This window comes from Achromobacter sp. EB05, assembly GCF_044232075.1.
Lineage (GTDB): Bacteria > Pseudomonadota > Gammaproteobacteria > Burkholderiales > Burkholderiaceae_B > Achromobacter > Achromobacter dolens.
In genome coordinates this window covers 2,146,499-2,165,666 of record NZ_CP155917.1, presented here as the reverse complement: position 1 = coordinate 2,165,666, position 19,168 = coordinate 2,146,499, and the positions used below count along the sequence as shown (strand labels likewise).

At 68.5% G+C, this 19,168-nt stretch carries 19 protein-coding genes; 7 read left to right on the top strand and 12 right to left on the bottom strand.

Annotation, left to right across the window (positions count from 1 at the left end):
• The first annotated feature begins 127 nt into the window (after positions 1 to 127).
• Positions 128 to 2,614: a TonB-dependent siderophore receptor gene (locus AAID08_RS10025; protein ID WP_395757583.1), complete on the top strand. Its 2,487-nt coding sequence runs from the start codon at positions 128 to 130 to the stop codon at positions 2,612 to 2,614.
• A gap of 31 nt (positions 2,615 to 2,645) precedes the next feature.
• Here AAID08_RS10025 and AAID08_RS10020 read toward each other — a convergent pair whose 3' ends face one another.
• On the bottom strand, positions 2,646 to 3,365 hold the full coding sequence (locus tag AAID08_RS10020; RefSeq protein WP_054503825.1) for a metallophosphoesterase: 720 nt from the start codon (positions 3,363 to 3,365) through the stop codon (positions 2,646 to 2,648).
• 188 nt (positions 3,366 to 3,553) lie between these two features.
• On the opposite strand from AAID08_RS10020, the gene AAID08_RS10015 reads away from it, so the two are divergent.
• Both AAID08_RS10015 and AAID08_RS10010 read left to right on the top strand, forming a co-directional pair.
• On the top strand, positions 3,554 to 4,729 hold the full coding sequence (locus AAID08_RS10015; protein ID WP_054503826.1) for a PepSY domain-containing protein: 1,176 nt from the start codon (positions 3,554 to 3,556) through the stop codon (positions 4,727 to 4,729).
• Positions 4,726 to 4,923 (top strand): hypothetical protein, encoded by a 198-nt coding sequence (locus AAID08_RS10010; RefSeq protein WP_054503827.1) that lies wholly within the window; start codon positions 4,726 to 4,728, stop codon positions 4,921 to 4,923. The genes AAID08_RS10015 and AAID08_RS10010 overlap by 4 nt, the downstream gene beginning before the upstream one ends.
• 72 nt (positions 4,924 to 4,995) lie before the next feature.
• Here the strand turns inward: AAID08_RS10010 and AAID08_RS10005 are convergent, their stop codons facing one another.
• Complete coding sequence (locus AAID08_RS10005) at positions 4,996 to 5,823, bottom strand: aldo/keto reductase (RefSeq protein WP_049074951.1); 828 nt, start codon at positions 5,821 to 5,823, stop codon at positions 4,996 to 4,998.
• Between the two features lie 291 nt (positions 5,824 to 6,114).
• On the opposite strand from AAID08_RS10005, the gene AAID08_RS10000 reads away from it, so the two are divergent.
• Both AAID08_RS10000 and AAID08_RS09995 read left to right on the top strand, forming a co-directional pair.
• Entirely contained in the window at positions 6,115 to 7,917 is a 1,803-nt protein-coding gene (locus AAID08_RS10000; RefSeq protein ID WP_162876637.1) for an ABC transporter ATP-binding protein/permease, read from the top strand.
• A 51-nt stretch (positions 7,918 to 7,968) separates the two neighbouring features.
• Positions 7,969 to 8,355: a Rieske (2Fe-2S) protein gene (locus AAID08_RS09995; RefSeq protein ID WP_395757582.1), complete on the top strand. Its 387-nt coding sequence runs from the start codon at positions 7,969 to 7,971 to the stop codon at positions 8,353 to 8,355.
• A 48-nt stretch (positions 8,356 to 8,403) separates the two neighbouring features.
• Here AAID08_RS09995 and AAID08_RS09990 read toward each other — a convergent pair whose 3' ends face one another.
• Positions 8,404 to 9,390: a bile acid:sodium symporter family protein gene (locus AAID08_RS09990; protein WP_116792086.1), complete on the bottom strand. Its 987-nt coding sequence runs from the start codon at positions 9,388 to 9,390 to the stop codon at positions 8,404 to 8,406.
• 108 nt (positions 9,391 to 9,498) lie between these two features.
• Between AAID08_RS09990 and AAID08_RS09985 the strand changes: the two genes are divergently transcribed.
• Positions 9,499 to 10,341 (top strand): LysR family transcriptional regulator, encoded by an 843-nt coding sequence (locus AAID08_RS09985; RefSeq protein ID WP_064528673.1) that lies wholly within the window; start codon positions 9,499 to 9,501, stop codon positions 10,339 to 10,341.
• A 72-nt stretch (positions 10,342 to 10,413) separates the two neighbouring features.
• Here the strand turns inward: AAID08_RS09985 and AAID08_RS09980 are convergent, their stop codons facing one another.
• From AAID08_RS09980 to AAID08_RS09945, 8 genes are all read right to left on the bottom strand, one after another.
• Positions 10,414 to 10,944, bottom strand: coding sequence for an OsmC family protein (locus AAID08_RS09980; protein WP_064528671.1), 531 nt, complete (start codon positions 10,942 to 10,944; stop codon positions 10,414 to 10,416).
• A 69-nt stretch (positions 10,945 to 11,013) separates the two neighbouring features.
• Positions 11,014 to 12,444, bottom strand: a complete 1,431-nt coding sequence (locus AAID08_RS09975) for a c-type cytochrome (RefSeq protein WP_244976917.1) — start codon at positions 12,442 to 12,444, stop codon at positions 11,014 to 11,016.
• On the bottom strand, positions 12,438 to 13,235 hold the full coding sequence (locus AAID08_RS09970) for an ABC transporter ATP-binding protein (RefSeq protein ID WP_054503833.1): 798 nt from the start codon (positions 13,233 to 13,235) through the stop codon (positions 12,438 to 12,440). Before AAID08_RS09970 ends, AAID08_RS09975 begins: the two co-directional genes overlap by 7 nt.
• On the bottom strand, positions 13,229 to 14,248 hold the full coding sequence (locus AAID08_RS09965) for an ABC transporter permease (protein WP_054503834.1): 1,020 nt from the start codon (positions 14,246 to 14,248) through the stop codon (positions 13,229 to 13,231). The genes AAID08_RS09970 and AAID08_RS09965 overlap by 7 nt, the downstream gene beginning before the upstream one ends.
• Complete coding sequence (locus tag AAID08_RS09960; RefSeq protein WP_175167683.1) at positions 14,235 to 15,266, bottom strand: ABC transporter substrate-binding protein; 1,032 nt, start codon at positions 15,264 to 15,266, stop codon at positions 14,235 to 14,237. Before AAID08_RS09960 ends, AAID08_RS09965 begins: the two co-directional genes overlap by 14 nt.
• Before the next feature lie 109 nt (positions 15,267 to 15,375).
• Complete coding sequence (locus AAID08_RS09955; protein ID WP_064528667.1) at positions 15,376 to 15,696, bottom strand: hypothetical protein; 321 nt, start codon at positions 15,694 to 15,696, stop codon at positions 15,376 to 15,378.
• A 144-nt stretch (positions 15,697 to 15,840) separates the two neighbouring features.
• On the bottom strand, positions 15,841 to 16,719 hold the full coding sequence (locus AAID08_RS09950; protein WP_064528665.1) for an N-formylglutamate amidohydrolase: 879 nt from the start codon (positions 16,717 to 16,719) through the stop codon (positions 15,841 to 15,843).
• 2 nt (positions 16,720 to 16,721) lie between these two features.
• The gene (locus AAID08_RS09945) at positions 16,722 to 17,711 is read right to left on the bottom strand and encodes a tripartite tricarboxylate transporter substrate binding protein (RefSeq protein WP_049074970.1); all 990 of its coding nucleotides are present in this window, start codon (positions 17,709 to 17,711) and stop codon (positions 16,722 to 16,724) included.
• A gap of 148 nt (positions 17,712 to 17,859) precedes the next feature.
• Between AAID08_RS09945 and AAID08_RS09940 the strand changes: the two genes are divergently transcribed.
• Positions 17,860 to 18,792, top strand: coding sequence for a LysR substrate-binding domain-containing protein (locus tag AAID08_RS09940; protein ID WP_054503838.1), 933 nt, complete (start codon positions 17,860 to 17,862; stop codon positions 18,790 to 18,792).
• Positions 18,793 to 18,887: 95 nt separating this feature from the next.
• Here AAID08_RS09940 and AAID08_RS09935 read toward each other — a convergent pair whose 3' ends face one another.
• Complete coding sequence (locus AAID08_RS09935) at positions 18,888 to 19,103, bottom strand: hypothetical protein (RefSeq protein WP_006388022.1); 216 nt, start codon at positions 19,101 to 19,103, stop codon at positions 18,888 to 18,890.
• Between the last annotated feature and the right edge of the window lie 65 nt (positions 19,104 to 19,168).

The window sequence follows — 19,168 nt, the reverse complement described above, 5'->3', positions numbered from 1 at the left end:
GAAGCGCCCCGCGCAAACCCTGGCCCCTGTTGCAATTTTTGTTGGCGCGGCATTGAGGAAATCGCCCGCTCGTCCGGAAGACATAGCAGTCGCAACACTTTCTTCCGTACTTTCTGGGATCGACCCGATGGCGAGCCGCCACCTTTCCTCTCCGTTCCGCATCACCGCGCCCCTCTCCGCGCGGCCCACCGCCCCCCGCCTGCTCCCGCGCCGCGCCGCGCTCTGCCTGGCGCTGGGCGGCGCCCTCCTGGCCACCTCGCCGGCGCCAGCCCAGGTAGCGCCTGCGCCCGCCGGGACGCAGACACCGGTGCGCACCTACCAGATCCCATCCGGGCCGCTGGACCAGACCCTGACCCGCTACACCAGCGAGGCGGGGATCGAGCTGTCGGCCGACGGCGCCCTGACCCGCGGCAAGACCAGCCCCGGCCTGAACGGCGCCTATTCCGTGCAGGACGGCTTCGCCACCCTGCTGCAGGGCCAGGGCCTGCGCGTCGTGCGCGGCGCCAACGGCGCCTATGCGCTGCGTCCGGCGCCCACCGCCGACAGCCCCGCCACGCTGCCGGCCGTCACCGTCACCGGCCGCCCCGAAACGGCCTGGAGCCCGGTGGACGGCTATGTGGCCAGCCGCAGCGCCACCGGCACCAAGACCGACAGCAGCATTCTCGAAACGCCGCAGTCGATCTCCGTCGTCACCGCCGATTTCATCCGCGAAACCGGCGCCTCGCGCCTGAAGGAAAGCCTGGCCTACACCCCGGGCATCAACACCCTGCCCTGGGGCGCCGACACGCGCTTTGACTGGACCATCATCCGCGGCTTCGACGCGCAGACGCCGGGCTACTACCTGGACGGCCTGCAGCTGCGCAACAACAACAGCTGGGCGGTCTGGCAGACCGAGGTCTACGGCGCCGAGCGCATCGAGGTGCTGCGCGGCCCGACCTCGGTGCTGTACGGCCAGAACGGCGCGGGCGGCATGATCAACGTCGTCAGCAAGCGCCCCACCGACGAACCCCTGCACGAACTGGAAGCGCAGGTCGGCGACCATTCGCGGCGCCAGGTGGCCGGCGACTTCTCGGGCCCGCTGGATGACAACGGCAAGGTGCTCTACCGCATCACGGGCCTGGCGCGCGACGCCGAGCTGCCCGCCAGCGGCCTGCCCAACGACCGGTTCTTCATCGCGCCGGCGCTGACCCTCAAGCCATCGAGCGACACCACCCTGACCCTGCTGTCGCACTATCTGCGGGTGCGCGACGGCAGTTCCTACGGCAGCTTTCCCGAGATCGGCACGCAGCTACCCAATCCGAACGGGAAATTCTCGCGCAATACCTATGTGGGCGAACCGGGCTTCGACCGCTTCAACCAGGAACAGTGGATGGTCGGCTATCTGCTGGAACACCGCCTGAACGACACCTGGACCGTGCGCCAGAACACGCGCTACGGCTACACCAGCGTCGATTACCGCCAGGTCTACGTGCGCGGCGGCTTCGCCACGGTCAACCCCGCCAACCCGGACGACCCCGCCAACTTCCGCCTGCTGGAACGGTTCCCGTTCGGCAGCCAGGAAAACGCGCGGCTCTTCACCATCGACAACCAGGCGCAGGCCAAGGTCGCCCTGGGCGACTGGACCCACACCTTCCTGTTCGGACTGGACTACCAGCGTTCGCGCAATTACCAGCGCACCTACAACGACGGCGTGGTCGCGCCCATCGACGGCTATTCGCCGTCCTACGGCAGCCCGGTCGAGACCGCCGCGCCCTGGTTCGACGCCACCACCCGGCTGGCCCAGACCGGCTTCTACCTGCAGGACCAGATCAAATGGGGCAACTGGGTGGCCACGCTCGGCGGCCGCTACGACAAGGCCAGCGCGGACGTGGACAGCAACATCGACGGCTCCCGCACCAAGATCTCCGAGCACTATTTCAGCAAGCGCGCCGGCCTGGTCTACCTGCATCCGAGCGGCATCGCGCCGTACTTCAGCTACGCCGAATCGTTCTCGCCCACCGCCACCATCGACCCGGTGACCAACAGCCCGATGCGGCCGGAAACCGGGCGCCAGTACGAACTCGGCATCCGTTACGAGCCGCCCGGCGGGCGCAGCCGCTACAGCGCGGCGGTGTTCGACCTGCGGCGCCACAACTACATCACCTATACGCCCGAGTTCCTGCCCAAGCAGACCGGCGAGGTGCAGGTGCGTGGCCTGGAGTTGGAAGCCGCGTTCCGGCCGCTGCCGCAGATGAACGTGGTGGCCGCCTACACGTACACGCCCAAGGCCGAGGTCACGGCCAGCAGCACGCCCAGCGAAGTCGGCAAGCAGATGCAGGCGGTGTCGCGCAACCAGATCGCGCTGTGGACCGACTACCGCTTCGCATCCGGCATCAAGATCGGCCTGGGCGCGCGCTACACCGGACCGAACTGGGGCTACCAGGAGTCGGCCGCAGAGAAGCTGCCGGGCTACACGCTGTTCGACGCGATGATCGGCTACCAGGTACAGGGCTGGAACCTGGCGCTGAACGTGCGCAACCTGGGCAACAAGACCTATCTCAGCAATTGCAGCGCTGGCGCCTGCCGCTATGGCGATCAGCGCACGGTGCTGGCGACCGCGACCTACCGCTGGTAGGCGCGGCCGGATCGAGGGCGCGCGGCCCGCGTCAGCGGACCGCTTCCGTATCCGGCTCGGTCACCACCGCGCGCGGCCAGGCCTGCAGCGTTGCCAGGTCGAGGAAGGTGAAGTAGCCGTCCTTCCAGCCCTCGGTATCGATGTGATAGACGTTGCCCAGCGCCAGCGGCGCGGCCACGGGCGTGTGGCCCGCCACCACGGCGCGCACGCCGCGCACCCCGGTGCGGTCCAGTTGCCGCAGCCGCTCGCGCGACCACTGGCAGGCCGCGCTGGTGCGCTTGTAGCGGTCCTGCAGCGCCGATTCCAGGCGTGGCCAGAACAGCACCGGACAGTCCGCGTGCAGCAGCCCCACCGGACCGGCCGAGGTGTCCACCTCGATCGCGATGGGCAACTGCCCGAAGGCTTCCGCATAGACCTGCTGGCGGTCGGCAGGCAGGTCCAGGAACCAGCCGCCGCCGTAGCCGCGCCAGTTCACCACGTCCACCTGCCCGGTGCGCACGTGGCGCACGGCATAGTCCTCGTGGTTGCCCTGCACCGCGTAGAACCAGGGCTGCGCCAGCCACTCCAGCGCGGCCTCGCTCTCCGGCCCCCGGTCGACCAGGTCGCCAACAGAAAACAGCCGGTCGCGGCTGGCGTCGAACCCCATCCGCCCCAGGCTGTCCTGCAGGCGGGTAAAACAACCATGCACGTCGCCCACCGCGAAATCACGGCCCAGCTCGTTGCGCGGCACTTTCAGAAAACGTTGCTGCATGATGATCCAGCCCGCCCAATCGGGCCCATGTTTCTTTTTAACCCGCTTTTATACGTCCCCGATTACACCTGGCTTTCACACGCGCATTCGCAAAATTGCGTTACGAGAATAGCTATTATTCGTGATAATGTTCCGTCTTTCCCAAAATCCATCCTGAAGGGGGCCGCGCCAGCCGCCCCGCCGTCGCCATGACCGCCGCCTCCACCATCAAAACCTGGTACCTGGTCCACAAGTGGACCAGTCTGGTCTGTACGATCTTCCTGCTCATCATCTGCCTGACCGGCCTGCCGCTGGTGTTCCACCACGAAATCGAGCACTGGCTCGACGATGCCAAGCCCTTGTCGGACGTGCCCGCCTCCACCCCGCCGGCCAATCTGGACACCCTGGTCGAGCGCGCCAAGTCCATGTATCCGGGCGAAGTGGTCGACTACCTGTTCTTCGATCCCGACGAACCCCAGGTCTACGTCGGCATGGCCAAGAAGCCTGGCGACGGCCAGGTCTCCGGCCACGCGGTGCGCATGGACGGCCGCACCGGCGACGTGCTGCTCGATGGCCCGCTCTACACCGAAGACAAGTTCTCTTTCATGGGCATCATGCTGGCCCTGCACGTCGACCTGTTCGCCAGCCTGCCGGGCGAGCTGTTCCTGGGCTTCATGGGTCTGCTGTTCTGTATCGCCATCGTTTCCGGCGTGGTGCTGTACGGCCCCTTCATGAAGAAGCTGGAATTCGGCACCGTGCGCGCCGGCCGCTCCACCCGCCTCAAATGGCTCGACCTGCACAACCTGCTCGGCATCGTGACGCTGGTGTGGGCCTTCGTGGTGGGCCTGACCGGCGTCATCAACGAACTGTCCACGCCGCTGTTCCGCCTGTGGCAATCCACCGAACTGGTGCGCATCCTCGAACCCTACAAGGGCCAGGGCGTGCCCGCCGAACTGTCGTCGGCCCAGAGCGCGGCGGACACCGCGCGCAAGGCCCTGCCAGGCAACGAAGTGTCGTTCATCGCCTTCCCCGGCAACGCCTTCGGCAGTCCGCACCACTACATCACCTGGATGCGCGGCGCCACGCCCCTGACCTCCAAGATGAACACGCCCGTGCTGATCGACGGCCGCAGCGGCGAGCTGACCACCATCGCGAAAATGCCCTGGTACCTGACCGCGCTGGAATTGTCGCGTCCGCTGCACTTCGGCGACTACGGCGGCCTGCCCCTGAAGATCATCTGGGCCGTGCTCGATCTGATCACCATCGTGGTGCTGGTCAGCGGCCTCTACCTGTGGCTGGCGCGGCGCCGCGCCACCGAAGCCCGCATCGCCGAACTGGTGCGCAAGCACCAGGCCGCCGCCACCCCGCAACGGAGTCCCGCATGAACAAGAAATCCCCGCGCGGCTTCCTGTTCGTCTGGGGCGTGCCGATCCTCCTGGGTGTGCTCAGCATCTTCGGCCTGCTGGCGGCGCTGCTGGGCACCGGCGCCTGGCACTGGGCCTCGTGGACGGCGCTGACCATCCTGCTGGTGGTCATCGTGCGCTACTGGTTCTTCCCGCCCAGGCAACCCGAGGCGTAGGGCCGGTCGATACGGGAATCCGCCTCGCGCAAGCCCCGGGCACGCCGGCGGCGCCCGCCGCCCGCGTCCGTCCTACTTGCCGAACTTCTCCGGATCGGGTCCCAGGCGGGGCCCTTCCTTGATGGCGTCGATCGCCGCCATCTCCGCGCCCGACAACTCGAAATCGAACACGTCGATGTTCTCGCGGATGCGCGCCGGCGTCACCGACTTCGGGATCACGATCAGGCCGTGCTGCAGATGCCATCGCAGCGTCACCTGGGCCGGCGACTTGCCATGCTTGCGCGCCAGCTCCAGGATGGTCTTGTCCTGGGTGATCTTGCCTTGCGCCAGCGGACTCCAGGACTCGGTGGCGATGCCATGCCTGTCGTGAAAGGCCCGCAACTCGCGCTGCGCGAAGCCCGGATGCAGTTCGATCTGGTTGACCGCTGGCGTGACGCCGGTGGCATCGATCAGCCGTTCCAGGTTGGCCTGGGTGAAATTGGACACGCCGATCGAACGGGCGCGGCCGTCTTCCTTCATCTCGATCATGGCGCGCCAGGCGTCCACGAACTTGTCGCTGCCCGCCACCGGCCAGTGGATCAGATATAGGTCCACATAGGCCAGGCCGAGCTTTTCCAGGCTTTCATCCATCGCCTGGTGGGCGGCATCGAACCCGTGCCTGTCGTTCCACAGCTTGGTGGTGATGAACAGATCCTTGCGCGCCACGCCCGCCGCGCGCAGCCCGGCGCCCACGCCGGATTCGTTGCCGTAGATCGCGGCGGTGTCCACCGAACGGTAGCCGGCCGCCAGCGCTTCCTTGACGCTGGCCGCGGCCTGGTCATCGGGCACCTGCCACACACCCAGGCCCAATTGCGGAATCTTGCCGCCGTCGTTCAGTTTCACTGTGGGTACCTTCGCCATAACACCCTCCGAAGCTTGCGACGCGACGCTCGCACGGCGAAATCGCGCCAGGTCGCGCAGCCAGGGATGTTGCCGGGCGTACCCCTGGCCTACCGTTGATAACGGGCCCGCCCTGCTGCGCCCGTATGGAAAAACAATGCGAAAACCGGATGGAAAACCCCCGGGAGTGATACGTCCATCCCAGGGGTTTTCAACTAGATCATAGCGCTGGTGCCCGATAATGGGCCTTTTCGGGGCCTGTCACCCCCACTGGAACCCTGGCCCGCCCCCGCCTGAGCAGCTCTCGCCCCCATGACCGCACCTGATTCCCGCACGCCCGGCCGCGGTGGCTTCGCCACCCTGCGCACCCTCTTTCCGTACCTCTGGCCGCCCGGCCAGGCAGGCCTCAAGGCGCGCGTGGTGGCCGCCCTGCTTTGCCTGTTCGCCGCCAAGGCGGCCACCGTGTACGTGCCTGTGCTCTACAAGCACGCCATCGACGCACTGGGCCAGGGCGCGCCGGGCGCGGTGACGGTGCCGCTGGGCCTGATCCTGGCCTATGGCGGCGCGCGGGTCCTGTCCCTGCTGTTCTCGGAACTGCGCGATGCCCTCTTCGCCCGCGTCGGCCAGCACGCCATCCGTTCGGTCGGCCTGCGCATCTTCCGTCACCTGCACGGCCTGGCGCTGCGTTTCCACCTGACACGCCAGACCGGCGGCCTGACCCGCGCCATCGAGCGCGGCACCAAGGGCATCCAGACGCTGCTGTCGTTCCTGCTGTTCAACATCCTGCCGACCTTCTTCGAGATCGGCCTGGTCTGCGTCGTGCTGTGGCGCATGTTCGACGCCTGGCTGGCGCTGGCCACCGGCGCGACGGTGATCCTGTACATGGCCTACACGCTGGCCGTCACCGAATGGCGCGCCAAGTTCCGCCGGCTCATGAACGAAACCGACTCCGAGGCCAACACCAAGGCCATCGAGAGCCTGCTGAACTACGAGACGGTCAAGTACTTCGGCAACGAGGAACACGAAGCGCGCCGCTACGACGCCTCGCTCACCCGCTACGAGCGCGCCGCGGTGCGCAGCCAGGTGAGCCTGTCGATCCTCAACGTCGGCCAGGCCATCATCATCTCCGCCGGGCTCACGCTGGTGATGTGGATGGCCGCCAACGGCATCGCCGCGGGCCGCTACACCCTGGGCGACTTCGTGCTGGTCAACACCTACCTGCTGCAGTTGTACTCGCCGCTCAGTTTCTTCGGCTTCATCTACCGCGAAATCAAGCAGGCCATGATCGACATGGAACGCATGTTCGAGCTGCTGGGACAGGACCGCGAAGTGGCGGACCGCCCGGACGCGCAGCCGCTGCGCGTGGAAGGCGGCGCGGTCGAATTCCGCGACGTGCGCTTTGGCTACGACGAACGCCGGCCCATCCTCAAGGGCGTGAGCTTCACGCTGCCGGCCGGCAAGACCGTGGCCGTGGTCGGCACCTCGGGCGCGGGCAAGTCCACCATCGCGCGGCTGCTGTTCCGCTTCTACGACGCCGACGCCGGCGCCATCCTGGTCGACGGCCAGGACATCCGCGACGTCACCCAGTCCAGCCTGCGCGCCGCCATCGGCGTGGTGCCGCAGGACACCGTGCTGTTCAACGACACCATCCGCTACAACATCGGCTACGGCCGTCCCGGCGCCACTGACGCCGAGATCGAGCACGCCGCCCGGCTGGCGCACATCCACGACCTGATCATGGCCATGCCCGACGGCTACCAGACCATGGTGGGCGAACGCGGCCTCAAGCTGTCCGGCGGCGAAAAGCAGCGCGTGGCCATCGCCCGCACCCTGCTCAAGGACCCGGCCATCTTCCTGTTCGACGAGGCCACCAGCGCGCTCGATACCCGCACCGAGCGCGACATCCAGGCCAACCTGCGCGAAGTCAGCCGCGGCCGCAGCACGCTCATCATCGCCCACCGCCTGTCCACCGTGGCCGATGCCGACGAGATCATCGTGCTGGAGGATGGCCGCATCGCCGAACGCGGCCGCCACACGTACTTGCTGGCCGCGGGCGGCCTGTATGCCGCGATGTGGGCGCGGCAGCAGGAAAACACCGCCGCGCCGGCCGATTGACAAGCCCCGCCCCCTGACCCAAGATCGCACCCTTTGATTCCAAGGCCTTCCATGCAGGATTCACGCATCGCTCCCGAAGTCCGCGTCTGCGCCGCCACCGACCTGGTCAATGGCGGGCTGGGCGTCAAACTGCCGGTCTCCGACAGCGCGGGGCAGACCACGGCGTTCTTCGTGCGCTACCAGGACCGGGTCCATGGCTATCTGAACCGCTGCGCGCACATGGGCGTGGAACTCGACTGGGAAGGCAGTTTCTTCACGCGCGCCGGCGACCTGATCATGTGCGCGCGCCACGGCGCCACCTACCAGCCCGACACCGGCCTGTGCGTGGGCGGCCCCTGTAAGAACGGCCGCCTCACGGTGCTGACGGTGCAGGAGCGCGACGGCGCCGTCTACTGGCAGCCCAGCGGCAAGATCCAGCCGCTGGCCAGCGGCGGCTGACCCGTCAGGCGCGTGCCGGCGCGGCCTCAGGCGCGGACCGGCGCGGCGTCAGGCGCGGGCCGGTTCGGCCGCCTGCGCCGGTTCGGCGCGATCGGCATAGCGGCGCGCCAGCACCGCGCAGACCATCAACTGCATCTGGTGGAAGATCATCAGCGGCAGCACCACAATGCCCATCTGCGAGGTGCCGAACAGCACGGTGGCCAGCGGAATGCCGGACGCCAGCGACTTCTTCGAGCCGCAGAACACCAGCGTGATCTCGTTCTCCTTGGACAGTCCCAGCTTGCGGCTGCCCCACGTCGTGATCAGCAGCACCGCCCCCAGCAGCAACGCATTGACCAGCACCATGGTCGCCAGGTCGATCGCCGGGAACGCGTGCCAGATGCCCTGCGCCACCGCTTCGCTGAACGCGGTATAGACCGCCAGCAGGATCGAACTGCGGTCCACTTTCGACAGGATGCGGCTGTTGCGCTGCGCCCAGGCGCCGATCCACGGCCGCAGCAGGCTGCCCACCGCGAACGGCAGCAGCAACTGCAGCAGGATGCGGCCGGCATCGGCCAGGCCGTGGCCCCCGCCCTGGCGATGCAGCAGCACCGCCACCAGCAGCGGCGTCAGCACCGTGCCCAGCAGGTTGGATGCAGTGGCCGCGCAAATGGCGCCCGGCACGTTGCCGCGCGCCATCGACGTGAAGGCGATCGACGACTGCACCGTGGAGGACAGCGTGCACACGAAGATCACGCCCAGCCACAGCGACGGCGTCAGCAGCCCGGGAAACACGGCCCGCAGCGCCAGCCCCAGCGCCGGGAACAGGATGAAGGTGCAGCCCAGGATCAGCGCATGCAGCCGCACGTCCTTGACCCCGGCCACGATCGCGTCCGTCGACAGGCGCGCGCCGTGCAGGAAGAACAGCAGCGAAATCGCCACGTTGCTGGCCACCATCATGAACGACGCGCCCTTGCCCACGGCGGGGAAAAAGCTGGCGAACGCCACGGTGGCGATCAGGATGAGGGTGAACTGGTCAGGCAGGAAGCGGCGCATGGCGGGAGGTTTCCGGGAAGGTTGCGGAAACTATAGGCGCGCCGCTTGCTATCGTGAAGGCCGCTGGTTACTTTAGCTGCTATCGGACTTTCCTATAAGCAGGCCGCCATGCTCAATCCGCTCTGGCTCAAGACCTTCGCCGCCGCCGCGGGCGCGCCCAGCTTCAGCGAGGCGGCGCGCCGCCTCGGCCTGACCCAGCCCACCGTCAGCGAACACATCCGCCAACTGGAGCTGGCCCTGAACCGCCGCCTGTTCCTGCGCGACACCCACTCGCTGGCCCTGACCAGCGACGGCCGCAGCCTCTTGGTGCATGCCGAGATCATCCTCGACGCGCACGAGCGCGCCGAACGGCTGTTCGACGCCCCGCGGCTGCGCGGCCGCGTACGGCTCGGCACCTCCGACGACCTGGCGATGGGGCCGCTGCCCGACGTGCTGGCCGCGTTCCGACAGGCGCATCCCGAAGTGGAGCTGGACATCACCATCGGCGTCACCAGCGACCTCTACCGCCTGCTGGACGACAACGGCCTGGACGTGATGATCGGCAAGCGCCGCCGCGGCGACCGCCGCGGCCAGACCCTGCACAAGGAGGCCCTGCTGTGGCGCGCCAAGGAAGGGCTGCGCCTGGCGTCCGACGCGCCGCTGCCGCTGATCCTGCTGCGCGAGCCGAGCGTCACCCGCACCCTGGCGCTGGATGCGCTGGCGCGCGCCGGCCGCGGCTGGCAGATCGTCTGTACCAGCACCAGCTATGCCGGCTGCCAGGCGGCCGCCCGCGCCGGCCTGGGCATCACCGTGCAGCCTTCGCACCTTTCCACCGCCGGGCTGGCCGCGCCGGCCGGCGCGCTGGCCCTGCCGGCGCTGCCGCAGGTCGAATTCATCGTCATCTCGGCGCCCACGCCCAACAAGCCCACCCGGGCCTTGACCGAGATCCTGATGCGCAGCTCGCTGACCTGAACCCCTCTCCATCGGCCTGGCCTGGCGTCCCGGCCCGGCCGGCGCGCCACGCGCAGCGCGAATGGCCGCCGCTCAAGCCCCCGGCCGGGTGTGCCGCACGCTGCCTTGCAGCGGCTGCGGTTGCTTGAGCAGGTTGAGGATCGGGCACCACTGCTCCACCGCCTCATGCACCGCCCGCACCGCCTGCGGATCGGCCGGCGACACGATGTGCGCCGTGTAGCGGATGTTGTGCGGGTAGAACGGCACCTTCTCATAGCCCGGCTTGCCGCCGCGCGGATCCAGGTCGCCTTCGATCTCGACTTCCAGCGAGTCCAGCGGCAACTCCAGCTCGGCCGCCTTGATCAGGAAGATGTGCGTCAGGCAACTGCCCAGCGATCCCAGCAGCAGCTCCGGCGAACTCGGCCCCAGGTCGTAGCCGGCGAAATCCGCCGGGCTGTCGCTCACCACCTGATGGTCGCGGATGCGTATGCGGCGCACGCCGCTGCGCCCTTCGGCGCTGACATGCGCGCGCAGCTTCACCGGCGTCACCGTGCCCGGATCACGCGCATTGCGCGCCAGCACCGCCTCGCGCTTCTGGCCCAGGTATTCGTTCAACGTACTCATCTTGCCTGCCTCGCGGTAGTAAAGGGTGAAAGGAAAAGATGCCCGGCCGCCACGCCGCGCGATGGCGCGTCAATGCCTGCGCCGCGTATCCGGAATATCGATGGGGGAACGATCCATCGCCTGCAACAGCGCGCCCAGTCCCTGGGCCGAGGTGTTCTCCATGCGCCCGCCCGGACCGCAGACGTTGTCCGCGCTGGTCCAGGCCGGCGCCGCGCCCGGCAGCCGTCGCGCCCGCAGCCAGCCGCGCCGGTCCACCATGAACTGCGCGCCCGCCAGGTCGGCCGGCGCCACGCCCGCGGCCAGCGCATAGGCCTCCCACGCCGCCTCACTCGCCGCCACGCAATCGGCTTCCGCCGCCGGCGTGCCGCCGCGCGTCAATGCGACGGTCAGCAGGCGCGGATCCAGGGGCTCTGGCGGCGCGTCGGGGCGGAAGGCCGCCACCCGCACCGGCAGGCCGCGCAGCTCCGACAACGTGACGGCGCGCCCATCGCGGCAGGCCAACGCCACCACCGGCGCCGGAATCGCCGGCATCCCCGCGCCGCCGCTGACGCCATAGGCCTGCACGCGAAGATAGTCCAGCACCAGCCAGACCTGGTCCGGCGACAGCGCCTTCCCTGGCGCCACCGCGCCGCCGTGCGCCGCGCCCTCGCGCGCCAGGCGCGCATGCAACTCGCCCTCCAGCCGGTTGTCGAACAACGCCGCGCCCAGCACGCTGGGCCAGGCGGGCAGTGCGGCCGCGAGCACGCCGCGCCCATCCGCCCGGACCCCATGGCAAGCCGCGCAATGCGCCTGGTACAGGCGCGCGCCCCGCAGCAGGTTGTCATCCGAAAACACCAGCGGCGAACGCTGATAGGACGTGTGCGTCGCCTCCGTCAACAAGAGCCGCGGCGCGGGCCAACTGGCGCTGGCCAATAATCCCGCGGCGGCCGTCAGCAATACCAGCCTGCCGCGCCGCGCGAACAAAGCCGCGGTCAGCAGCGCCAGCGCCACCAGCGTCAATCCCAGCGCCAGCCACAGGCGGCGCCAGGTGTGGCCGCTGACCGGCAGGTCGGCGTCGTAGCGCCACGCGAACGGCCAATGCGCGATCGCCAGCGCTTCATCCGACTGCCAGGCAATCGCCACGGCCAGCAACGCCGCCAGCAGCGCCATCGTGCCCAGCAGCGTGGCGCCGGCCCGGCGCCACTCGGCCCGCGCCGCGCGTTCCGGCGCGCGGCTATGCAGCCAGGCGGCGGCCAGCCCCGCCAGCAACAACAACGCCGCCGCGGCCAACGCCAGGTGTCCGAGCCGAGACCCCAACAGCCCGGGCGCCCCCTGCGTTCGCTGCCAGCCCAGCGCCACCACGCCAATCGCGGCCGCCAGGGCCAGCGCCGCCAGCACCGGCAACGGCAGGCCGGCCGTGATCGCCTGACCGTCGGCGCGTCGGCGAGCGGCGGCCAGGCACGCCAGCATGCTGGCCGGCGCCAACGCGACAGCCAGCGCCAACCCCGCGTTGCTCACCACGTCGCATCCAGTCCCAACAACGCCAGCGCGCGGCGCCGCAGCTCGGCCAGGCGCGGATCGCCGCGATGGCGCGGATACGGCAGGTCATTGACGATCTCGTCCTTGATGCGCGCCGGCCGCTCGCTCAGCACGATGATGCGCGATGCCATGAACAGCGCCTCTTCCACGTCGTGCGTTACCAGCAAGGCGGTGAAACCGCTGCGCTGCCACAGTTCCACCAGCTCGGACTGCATCGCGATCCGCGTCAGCGAATCGAGCTTGCCCAGCGGCTCGTCCAGGATCAGGATGCGCGGATCGTTCACCAGCGCGCGCGCCAATGCCGCGCGCTGCGCCATGCCGCCCGACAGTTGGTGCGGATAGGCCTGGCCGAAGGCCGCCAGGCCCACGCGCTGCAGCGCGTCGTCGACGCGGGCGCGCTGCGTCTTCAACAGACCCCGCGCCTGCAGGCCGAGCGCCACGTTGTGCCAGACCGTGCGCCATGGATACAGCGTCGGATCCTGGAACACCACGATGCGCGATGGCGATGGCCCGTCTATCGGCTCGTCATCGGCCAGCAGATCCCCCTGCGCCGGCGGCTCCAGCCCCGCCACCAGCCGCAGCAGGGTCGACTTGCCGCAGCCGCTGGGGCCCAGCAGCGCGACGAATTCGCCGGGCCGCACCTCCAGGTCAATGTCGTCCAGCACCGGCAACGCCGCGCCGTCCAGCTCGAAACGATGGTTTACGCCGCGCACCGCCAGCGCCGCGCCGCGCGCCGCGGATGCCGCAGTGCCTTCCAGTGCCGCCACTACCATTTCACCACTCCCTTCTGCCAGGCCAGCAGGCGGTCGCGCCCCGCGAACAGCAGCGTGATCAGTCCCGAGAACACCAGCGCCATCACGATCAGCGCGCCGTACATGTTGGCGTACGAGGCCCACCCCTGCGCCCACGACAGGTACCAGCCCAAGCCGGACTTGACGCCCATCATCTCGGCCGCCACGAGCACCGAGAAAGACGCGCCCAGCCCCATGAACAGTCCGACGAACACCTGCGGCAACGCCGCTGGAATCGCCACCCGCAGCACCAGAAACCACTCGCTCGCGCCCATGGTGCGCGCCACGTCGTAATAGGCGCGGTTCACGCCGGCCACGCCCGACCACGTCAACACCGTGACCGGAAACCACGTCGCCAGGGCGATCAGAAACACCGCCGCCGACCAACCCGACGGAAAGAAGAAGAACGCCATCGGCAGCAGCGCCGTCGACGGCACCGGCCCCAGGAACCGCAGCACCGGATGCACCCAGTATCCCAGGCCGCGCGACCAGCCGATCGCCACGCCCGTCAGGAAGCCCGCCGCCGCGCCCAGGCCGAAGCCATTGAGCAGCAGCCACAGCGAATTGCCCAGGCTGTCCGCCAGCCGCTTGTAGTCGGTCGCGTAGACCTCGATCAGCGACTGCGGCGGCGCGAAGAACGGGCTGGGCAGCAACGCCAGCTTGGCCGTCGCGATCTCCCACGCCCCAACCGCCAGCGCCAGCAGCACCAGCCACGGCCCGCCGCGATGCAGCGCACGCGCCGGCCGGCGCCGGCCAGCGCCGGCCACCGCCACCAGCAGCAGCAATGCCGCCAGCACCAGCGCCGCGATGCCGAATTCCCGCGTATACCCCCACGAAACGAAACCCACCTCGACGTTGGGCCAGCGCAATGTCACCGCGCCCACCGCGGCCCACAGCGCCGCCGCGACCACGCCGGTCTTCCACAGGCGCCAGGGATGCGCGGCGGCCGGCGCGCCGCGCAACGCGGCCACCGCCAGCGCGTCAGCCGAGGACATTGGGCACCACCGCTTGCGCGTACTTGTTGATGTCGAGGTTGGCGCTGAGCACCTTGATCGTCTTCAGGTCCTTGGCATAACCCACGATCTCGTCGCGCAGCGCTGCGCCGGTCGACGCATGGCCATGGCTGTGGCTGCGCAGAATCGCCGCCACGCGCTCGGCCGGCACCTTGCCCGGCACGTACGGCGCGAAGATGCGCGCGGTCTCGTCGGGGTTGGACGCGGTCCAGCGTTGCGCGTCGATCACGGCGCGCGTGATGGCCGCCGCCGACTCGGGATCATTGCGGACCAGGTCGCCGCGCAAGCCCAGCACGCAGCAGGTGCGATTCTCGTAGTCGCCCTCGATGTTGGTGGCGATCTCGCGCAGCTTGTTGTCCTCGCGCAGCGTGTAGATCAGCGGATCATCGCCCGCGATCGCATCGACTTCCCCCTTTCTCAGCACCTCGCCGAACAGGTCCTGCGGATACTGGCGCCAGTCCACCGATTCCGGATCGATGCCCAGTTGCGCCACGCGGATCGCGAAAAAGTTCTTCACCGGGCTGGCCTGGTCCGACACCGCGACGCGGCGGCCCTTCAGGTCCTGCACGCGCTTGACCGGCGAATCCGCCGCCGTCAGCAGGCGCATGCAGCCGCCATGCGTGCCCACCGCCAGCTTGACGTCGAAGCCCTGCTCCAGCGGCTTGAGCCAGCGCAGCGCCATGCCGATGCCGCCGTCGGCGTGGCCGGTGGCGATGGCTTCGAGCAATTGATCGGTCGAGCCGCTGAAATTGATGCGTTCGACCTTGAGGTTGTACTTGTCGAAGAAGCCGCGCTCCAGCGCCACCGAGACTGGCGACTGGCACACCGCGGTCTGGCTCCACGCGATCTTATAGGTGCGCGGCGCGCCATTGGCCGCCAGCACCCGCGATCCCAGCATGCCGAGCGGCGCGGCCAGGCCGGCCACGGTCGCCGCGCGCAGCAACGAGCGGCGCGAAATACCGCGCGCCGGATTGGCGCGCGCTTGGACGTTCGTATTCATCAACCTTCCTTTTGAGCAGACTGTGAATGGCGATGCTTGCCATGCGGCATCATCGGCCCGTGCTCAGGCGTTCGACAAATACAAAGTGGGGATAACAATATGGGCTGCGTCAGTCCGGCAGGTGATCCGGCACGCCGTGCTCATCCACGGACTTGACGCGATCCAGCGCGTTGCGCGCCGCCGACATCGCTTCGACCGCGCCGCGAAAACGGCGCGTCACGAAGATCTCGAAGGCCAGGCTTTCCGGCTCATCCGCGTCATCCTGCGTCTGGCCGTCCTCGTCCTGATCCGCTTGCGGCGCAGGCTTGGCCGCGGCATCGCCCTTGGCCGGCAACCGTCGCGTTTCCAGGAAGGCGCGCGCCGGGATGCGCCCCTCGGGTTGTGTCGCATACGCCACGACGGAAAAACCATTGATGATCTTCTCGGCCATACCGGTTTCCTTTAGGCCGCGCCAATCGGCGGCGCAGCTCGTTGTTAGCGACAACGGCCCGGCGTCGGGAAACTTAAGCGGAGGCGCGGCCGCGATTGATTGATCTCAATCGCGGCCGAGCGGCCACACAATATTCAACCGAGTCTATTTTGTCGACGATACGGCGGCCATGCGCGAGCGCACATATTGCGCCACTTGCGCCAGTACCTGCGACAGGTCCGCGCGCAGCGGCTCGAAGCCCTCATTGCGTTCGCGCGTAACCTCGTCCATGTACAGCGGACGCCGGATCTCGATCTGCAGGCTGTGGCGGTTCAACGCCGGCTGGCCGATCTGCGCAATCAACTGCACGCCCTTGTAGGGATCGTTGCGCGCCACCGTGTAGCCGCGGTCGCGCAGCGCCGTCTCGATCAGCGCGATGAATTCCGGTTCGCAGGTGGTGCCGTCGCGATCGCCCAGCACGAAGTCCGCCAGCGGATGCGCGCTCTCCCGGCCCAGGCGTTCGTAGGCGTCGTTCGGCATCGAGTGCAGATTCAGGTGCCAGACCGCGCCGAAATCGCGTTGCGCGGTTTCGATGGCCTGCGCCAGCGCCGCGTGATACGGCTCGTAGTACGCCTGGATGCGGTGGCGCACTTCGGCCAGCGACAGCTTGCGGTCGTAGATCGGCGTGGCCTTGTCCATGCGGCGCCAGATCAGGCCCTTGCCCAGGCGGGTCTTCTCGCCGGGGTCGAGCGGCTCGGGCCAGGGCTCGGCCAGCAGCTCCGGATCCAGATCGCGCAGCGTGCGGTTGGGATCGATGTAGACGCGCGGAAAGTGCGCCGCCACCAGCGTGGCGCCCAATGCCGGCGCCGCCGACCACAAGGCGTCCACGTGCGTGTCCTCGCCCTGGCGCAGTTGCGCCAGGCTGGCCGCGGCACCGAAATCGGCGGGATATCGCTCGCCGCTGTGCGGCGAATCACACACCAGCGGCAGCGCCGGCGCGGTCGGGGCATGCACGGAAACAGCTTGGAAGTCGGCGTTCGTCATCGTCAGTCAGCCTGGATGTTGGCGGCCTTGGCGACTTTGGCGTAGCGCGCCAGGGCCTGTTCGATCTGGACCTTGAATTCCTGCGGCGTGGTCGGCATCAGCGTACCACCGACGTCCTCGGCCTTCTTGCGGAACTCCGGATCCTGCATCGCCGCGCGCACGGCCTGGTTCAAGCGCTCGACCACCGCCGGCGGCGTGCCGGCCGGCGCCACCAGGCCGAACCAGCCGCCCGTGCCCATGTCGGGATAGCCCAGCTCGATGTAGGTCGGCACGTCCGGCAGCAGCGGCGAACGCTCGGCGCCCAACACCGCCAGCGGCCGCAGCTTGCCGCCCAGCACCTGCGGCAAGGTCGAGGACAGGTTGTCGGTGATGGCGTCCACCTGCCCGCCCATCACGTCATTGAGCGCCGGGCCCGCGCCGCGATACGGCACGTGCAGCAGCTTGATGCCGGCCAGCATCATGAAGTTCTCGATGTTCACGTGCCCCAGCGATCCCACGCCCGGCGAGGCGAAGCTGTACTTGTCCGCCTGGCCCTTGGCCAGGGCGACGAACTCGGCCATGTTCTTGGCGGGGACCTGCGGATTGATCGCGAAGATGCTGGGCACGGCCAGCACGTTGGCCACCGGCTCGAAGTCCTTGAGCGGGTCGTAGTTCATCTTGCGGTAGACCGCCGGATTGGAACCGTGCGTGCTCATCGTCGCCATGCCGATGGTGTAGCCGTCGGCGGTCGAACGCGCCACCTGCTCCATGCCGAGCGAACCGCCCGCGCCAGCCTTGTTCTCGACCACGATGGTCTGCTTCAGGTCGCGGCCGGCGTACTCGGCCACCAGGCGCGCCACGATGTCGGTCGAACCGCCCGCGGCGAACGGCACCACCAGCTTGATGGGGCGGGAAGGATAGTCGGCGGCGTGCGCCGGACCAGCGAAAGACAGCGCGGCGCAGACGCCGGCAAGCGCGATGCGCGCGGAACAGCCGAAAAAGCGGCGGGACATGGAGCGACTCCGGAAAAGGTGCAGGGCTTGCTGCGAGGCCGCCAGTGTCCGAACTTTACGATCCGCTTTCAAACGACTATATTGCACGCCTTCATTACCAACGCTCATGCTAGGGCCGCGCTCGCGCCCTGCTGGAACCCGTCGCGCCATGCGCCTGCATTCGCCGTCCATGTCCGAACTGCACGCCTTCATGACGGCGGCGCGGCTGGGCAGCTTCACGCAGGCGGCCGAGACCCTGTGCGTGACCCAGGGCGCCGTCAGCCGCGCCATCGCGCGGCTCGAAGCACATTTCGGCCAGCCGCTGATGCGCCGCAACGCCCATGGGCTGACCCTGACCGAAACCGGCCGCAAGCTCTACGAAGGCGGCCTGGCGCCGCTGCAGGCCATCGAGGCGCTCAGCGCCGAACTGCGCGCCGACGACCGCCGCCTGCGGCTGACGCTGTCCAGCGTGCCGACCCTGGCCAGCGCCTGGCTGGTGCCGCGCCTGCCCGACTTCCATCGGCGTCATCCCGAAATCCAGTTGGATTTCGCGGCCTACCGCCGCAACGAGGATTTCTCGGGCGCCACGCCCGACGCCAGCATCCTCTCGGGCGTGGCCGGCCAATGGCCCGGCTGGCAGGCCGACTACGTGATCGGCCGCGAAATGATCGCCATCTGCAGCCCCGCCCGGTTGGCCGCCCGTCGTGCCGCGGGCCTGTGGGACAGCCCCGCGGGCCTGCTCGGCGAGCCGTTGCTGTACCACGCCAACGGCCAGGACAACTGGGACCGCTGGTTCGAGGCCGCTGGCGTGCGCCGCGCCCCGCTCAAGCTTGCCAGCGGTTTCGACCAGGTCAGCATCCTGGTGCGCGCCGTCATGGCCGACATGGGCATCGCCGTGTTGCAACGCTGCCTGGTGCAGGACGACCTGCAGGCCGGCCGCGTGGCCGCCCCCTTCCCCGATCTGCGCATCGCCATCGCACGCGGCTATCACCTGTGCGCCCCGCCGCAACGGCGCGACCACTACGCCCTGGCCTGTTTCCGCGAGTGGCTTCTCGATACCGCCGGACAGGATCCCGAAGCCACAGTCGAGCCGCCGGCCTGAAATTACGACGATACATTACAAAACAAAACGGGCCCCGACAGGGGCCCGATCATGACAGGCGATTCGCGGCCTCTTGGCCGGCGTGTTGCGGCGCGTCAGGGCGCCAGTTTGAATCCCAGGTCCACGCCCCACTTGTCCGTCTCGCGCAGCCACTTCGCGCCGCAGTTCAAGCAGCGAAAATGGTCCTCGCGGCTTTCCTCACGGCCCTTCTGAGTCGGGTTGGTGAATCCCTGATGCCCCAGGTGCGAATGCGGTGCGACACCCGCCAACCCGGGGTTGATGCGTTGGCAAGCCAAGCACATAACGCTCATTGATGCTTCCCCAATAACTTGGTTACCAAATTGTAAGGGATTTCACCAATTTTTTTCTATAAAAA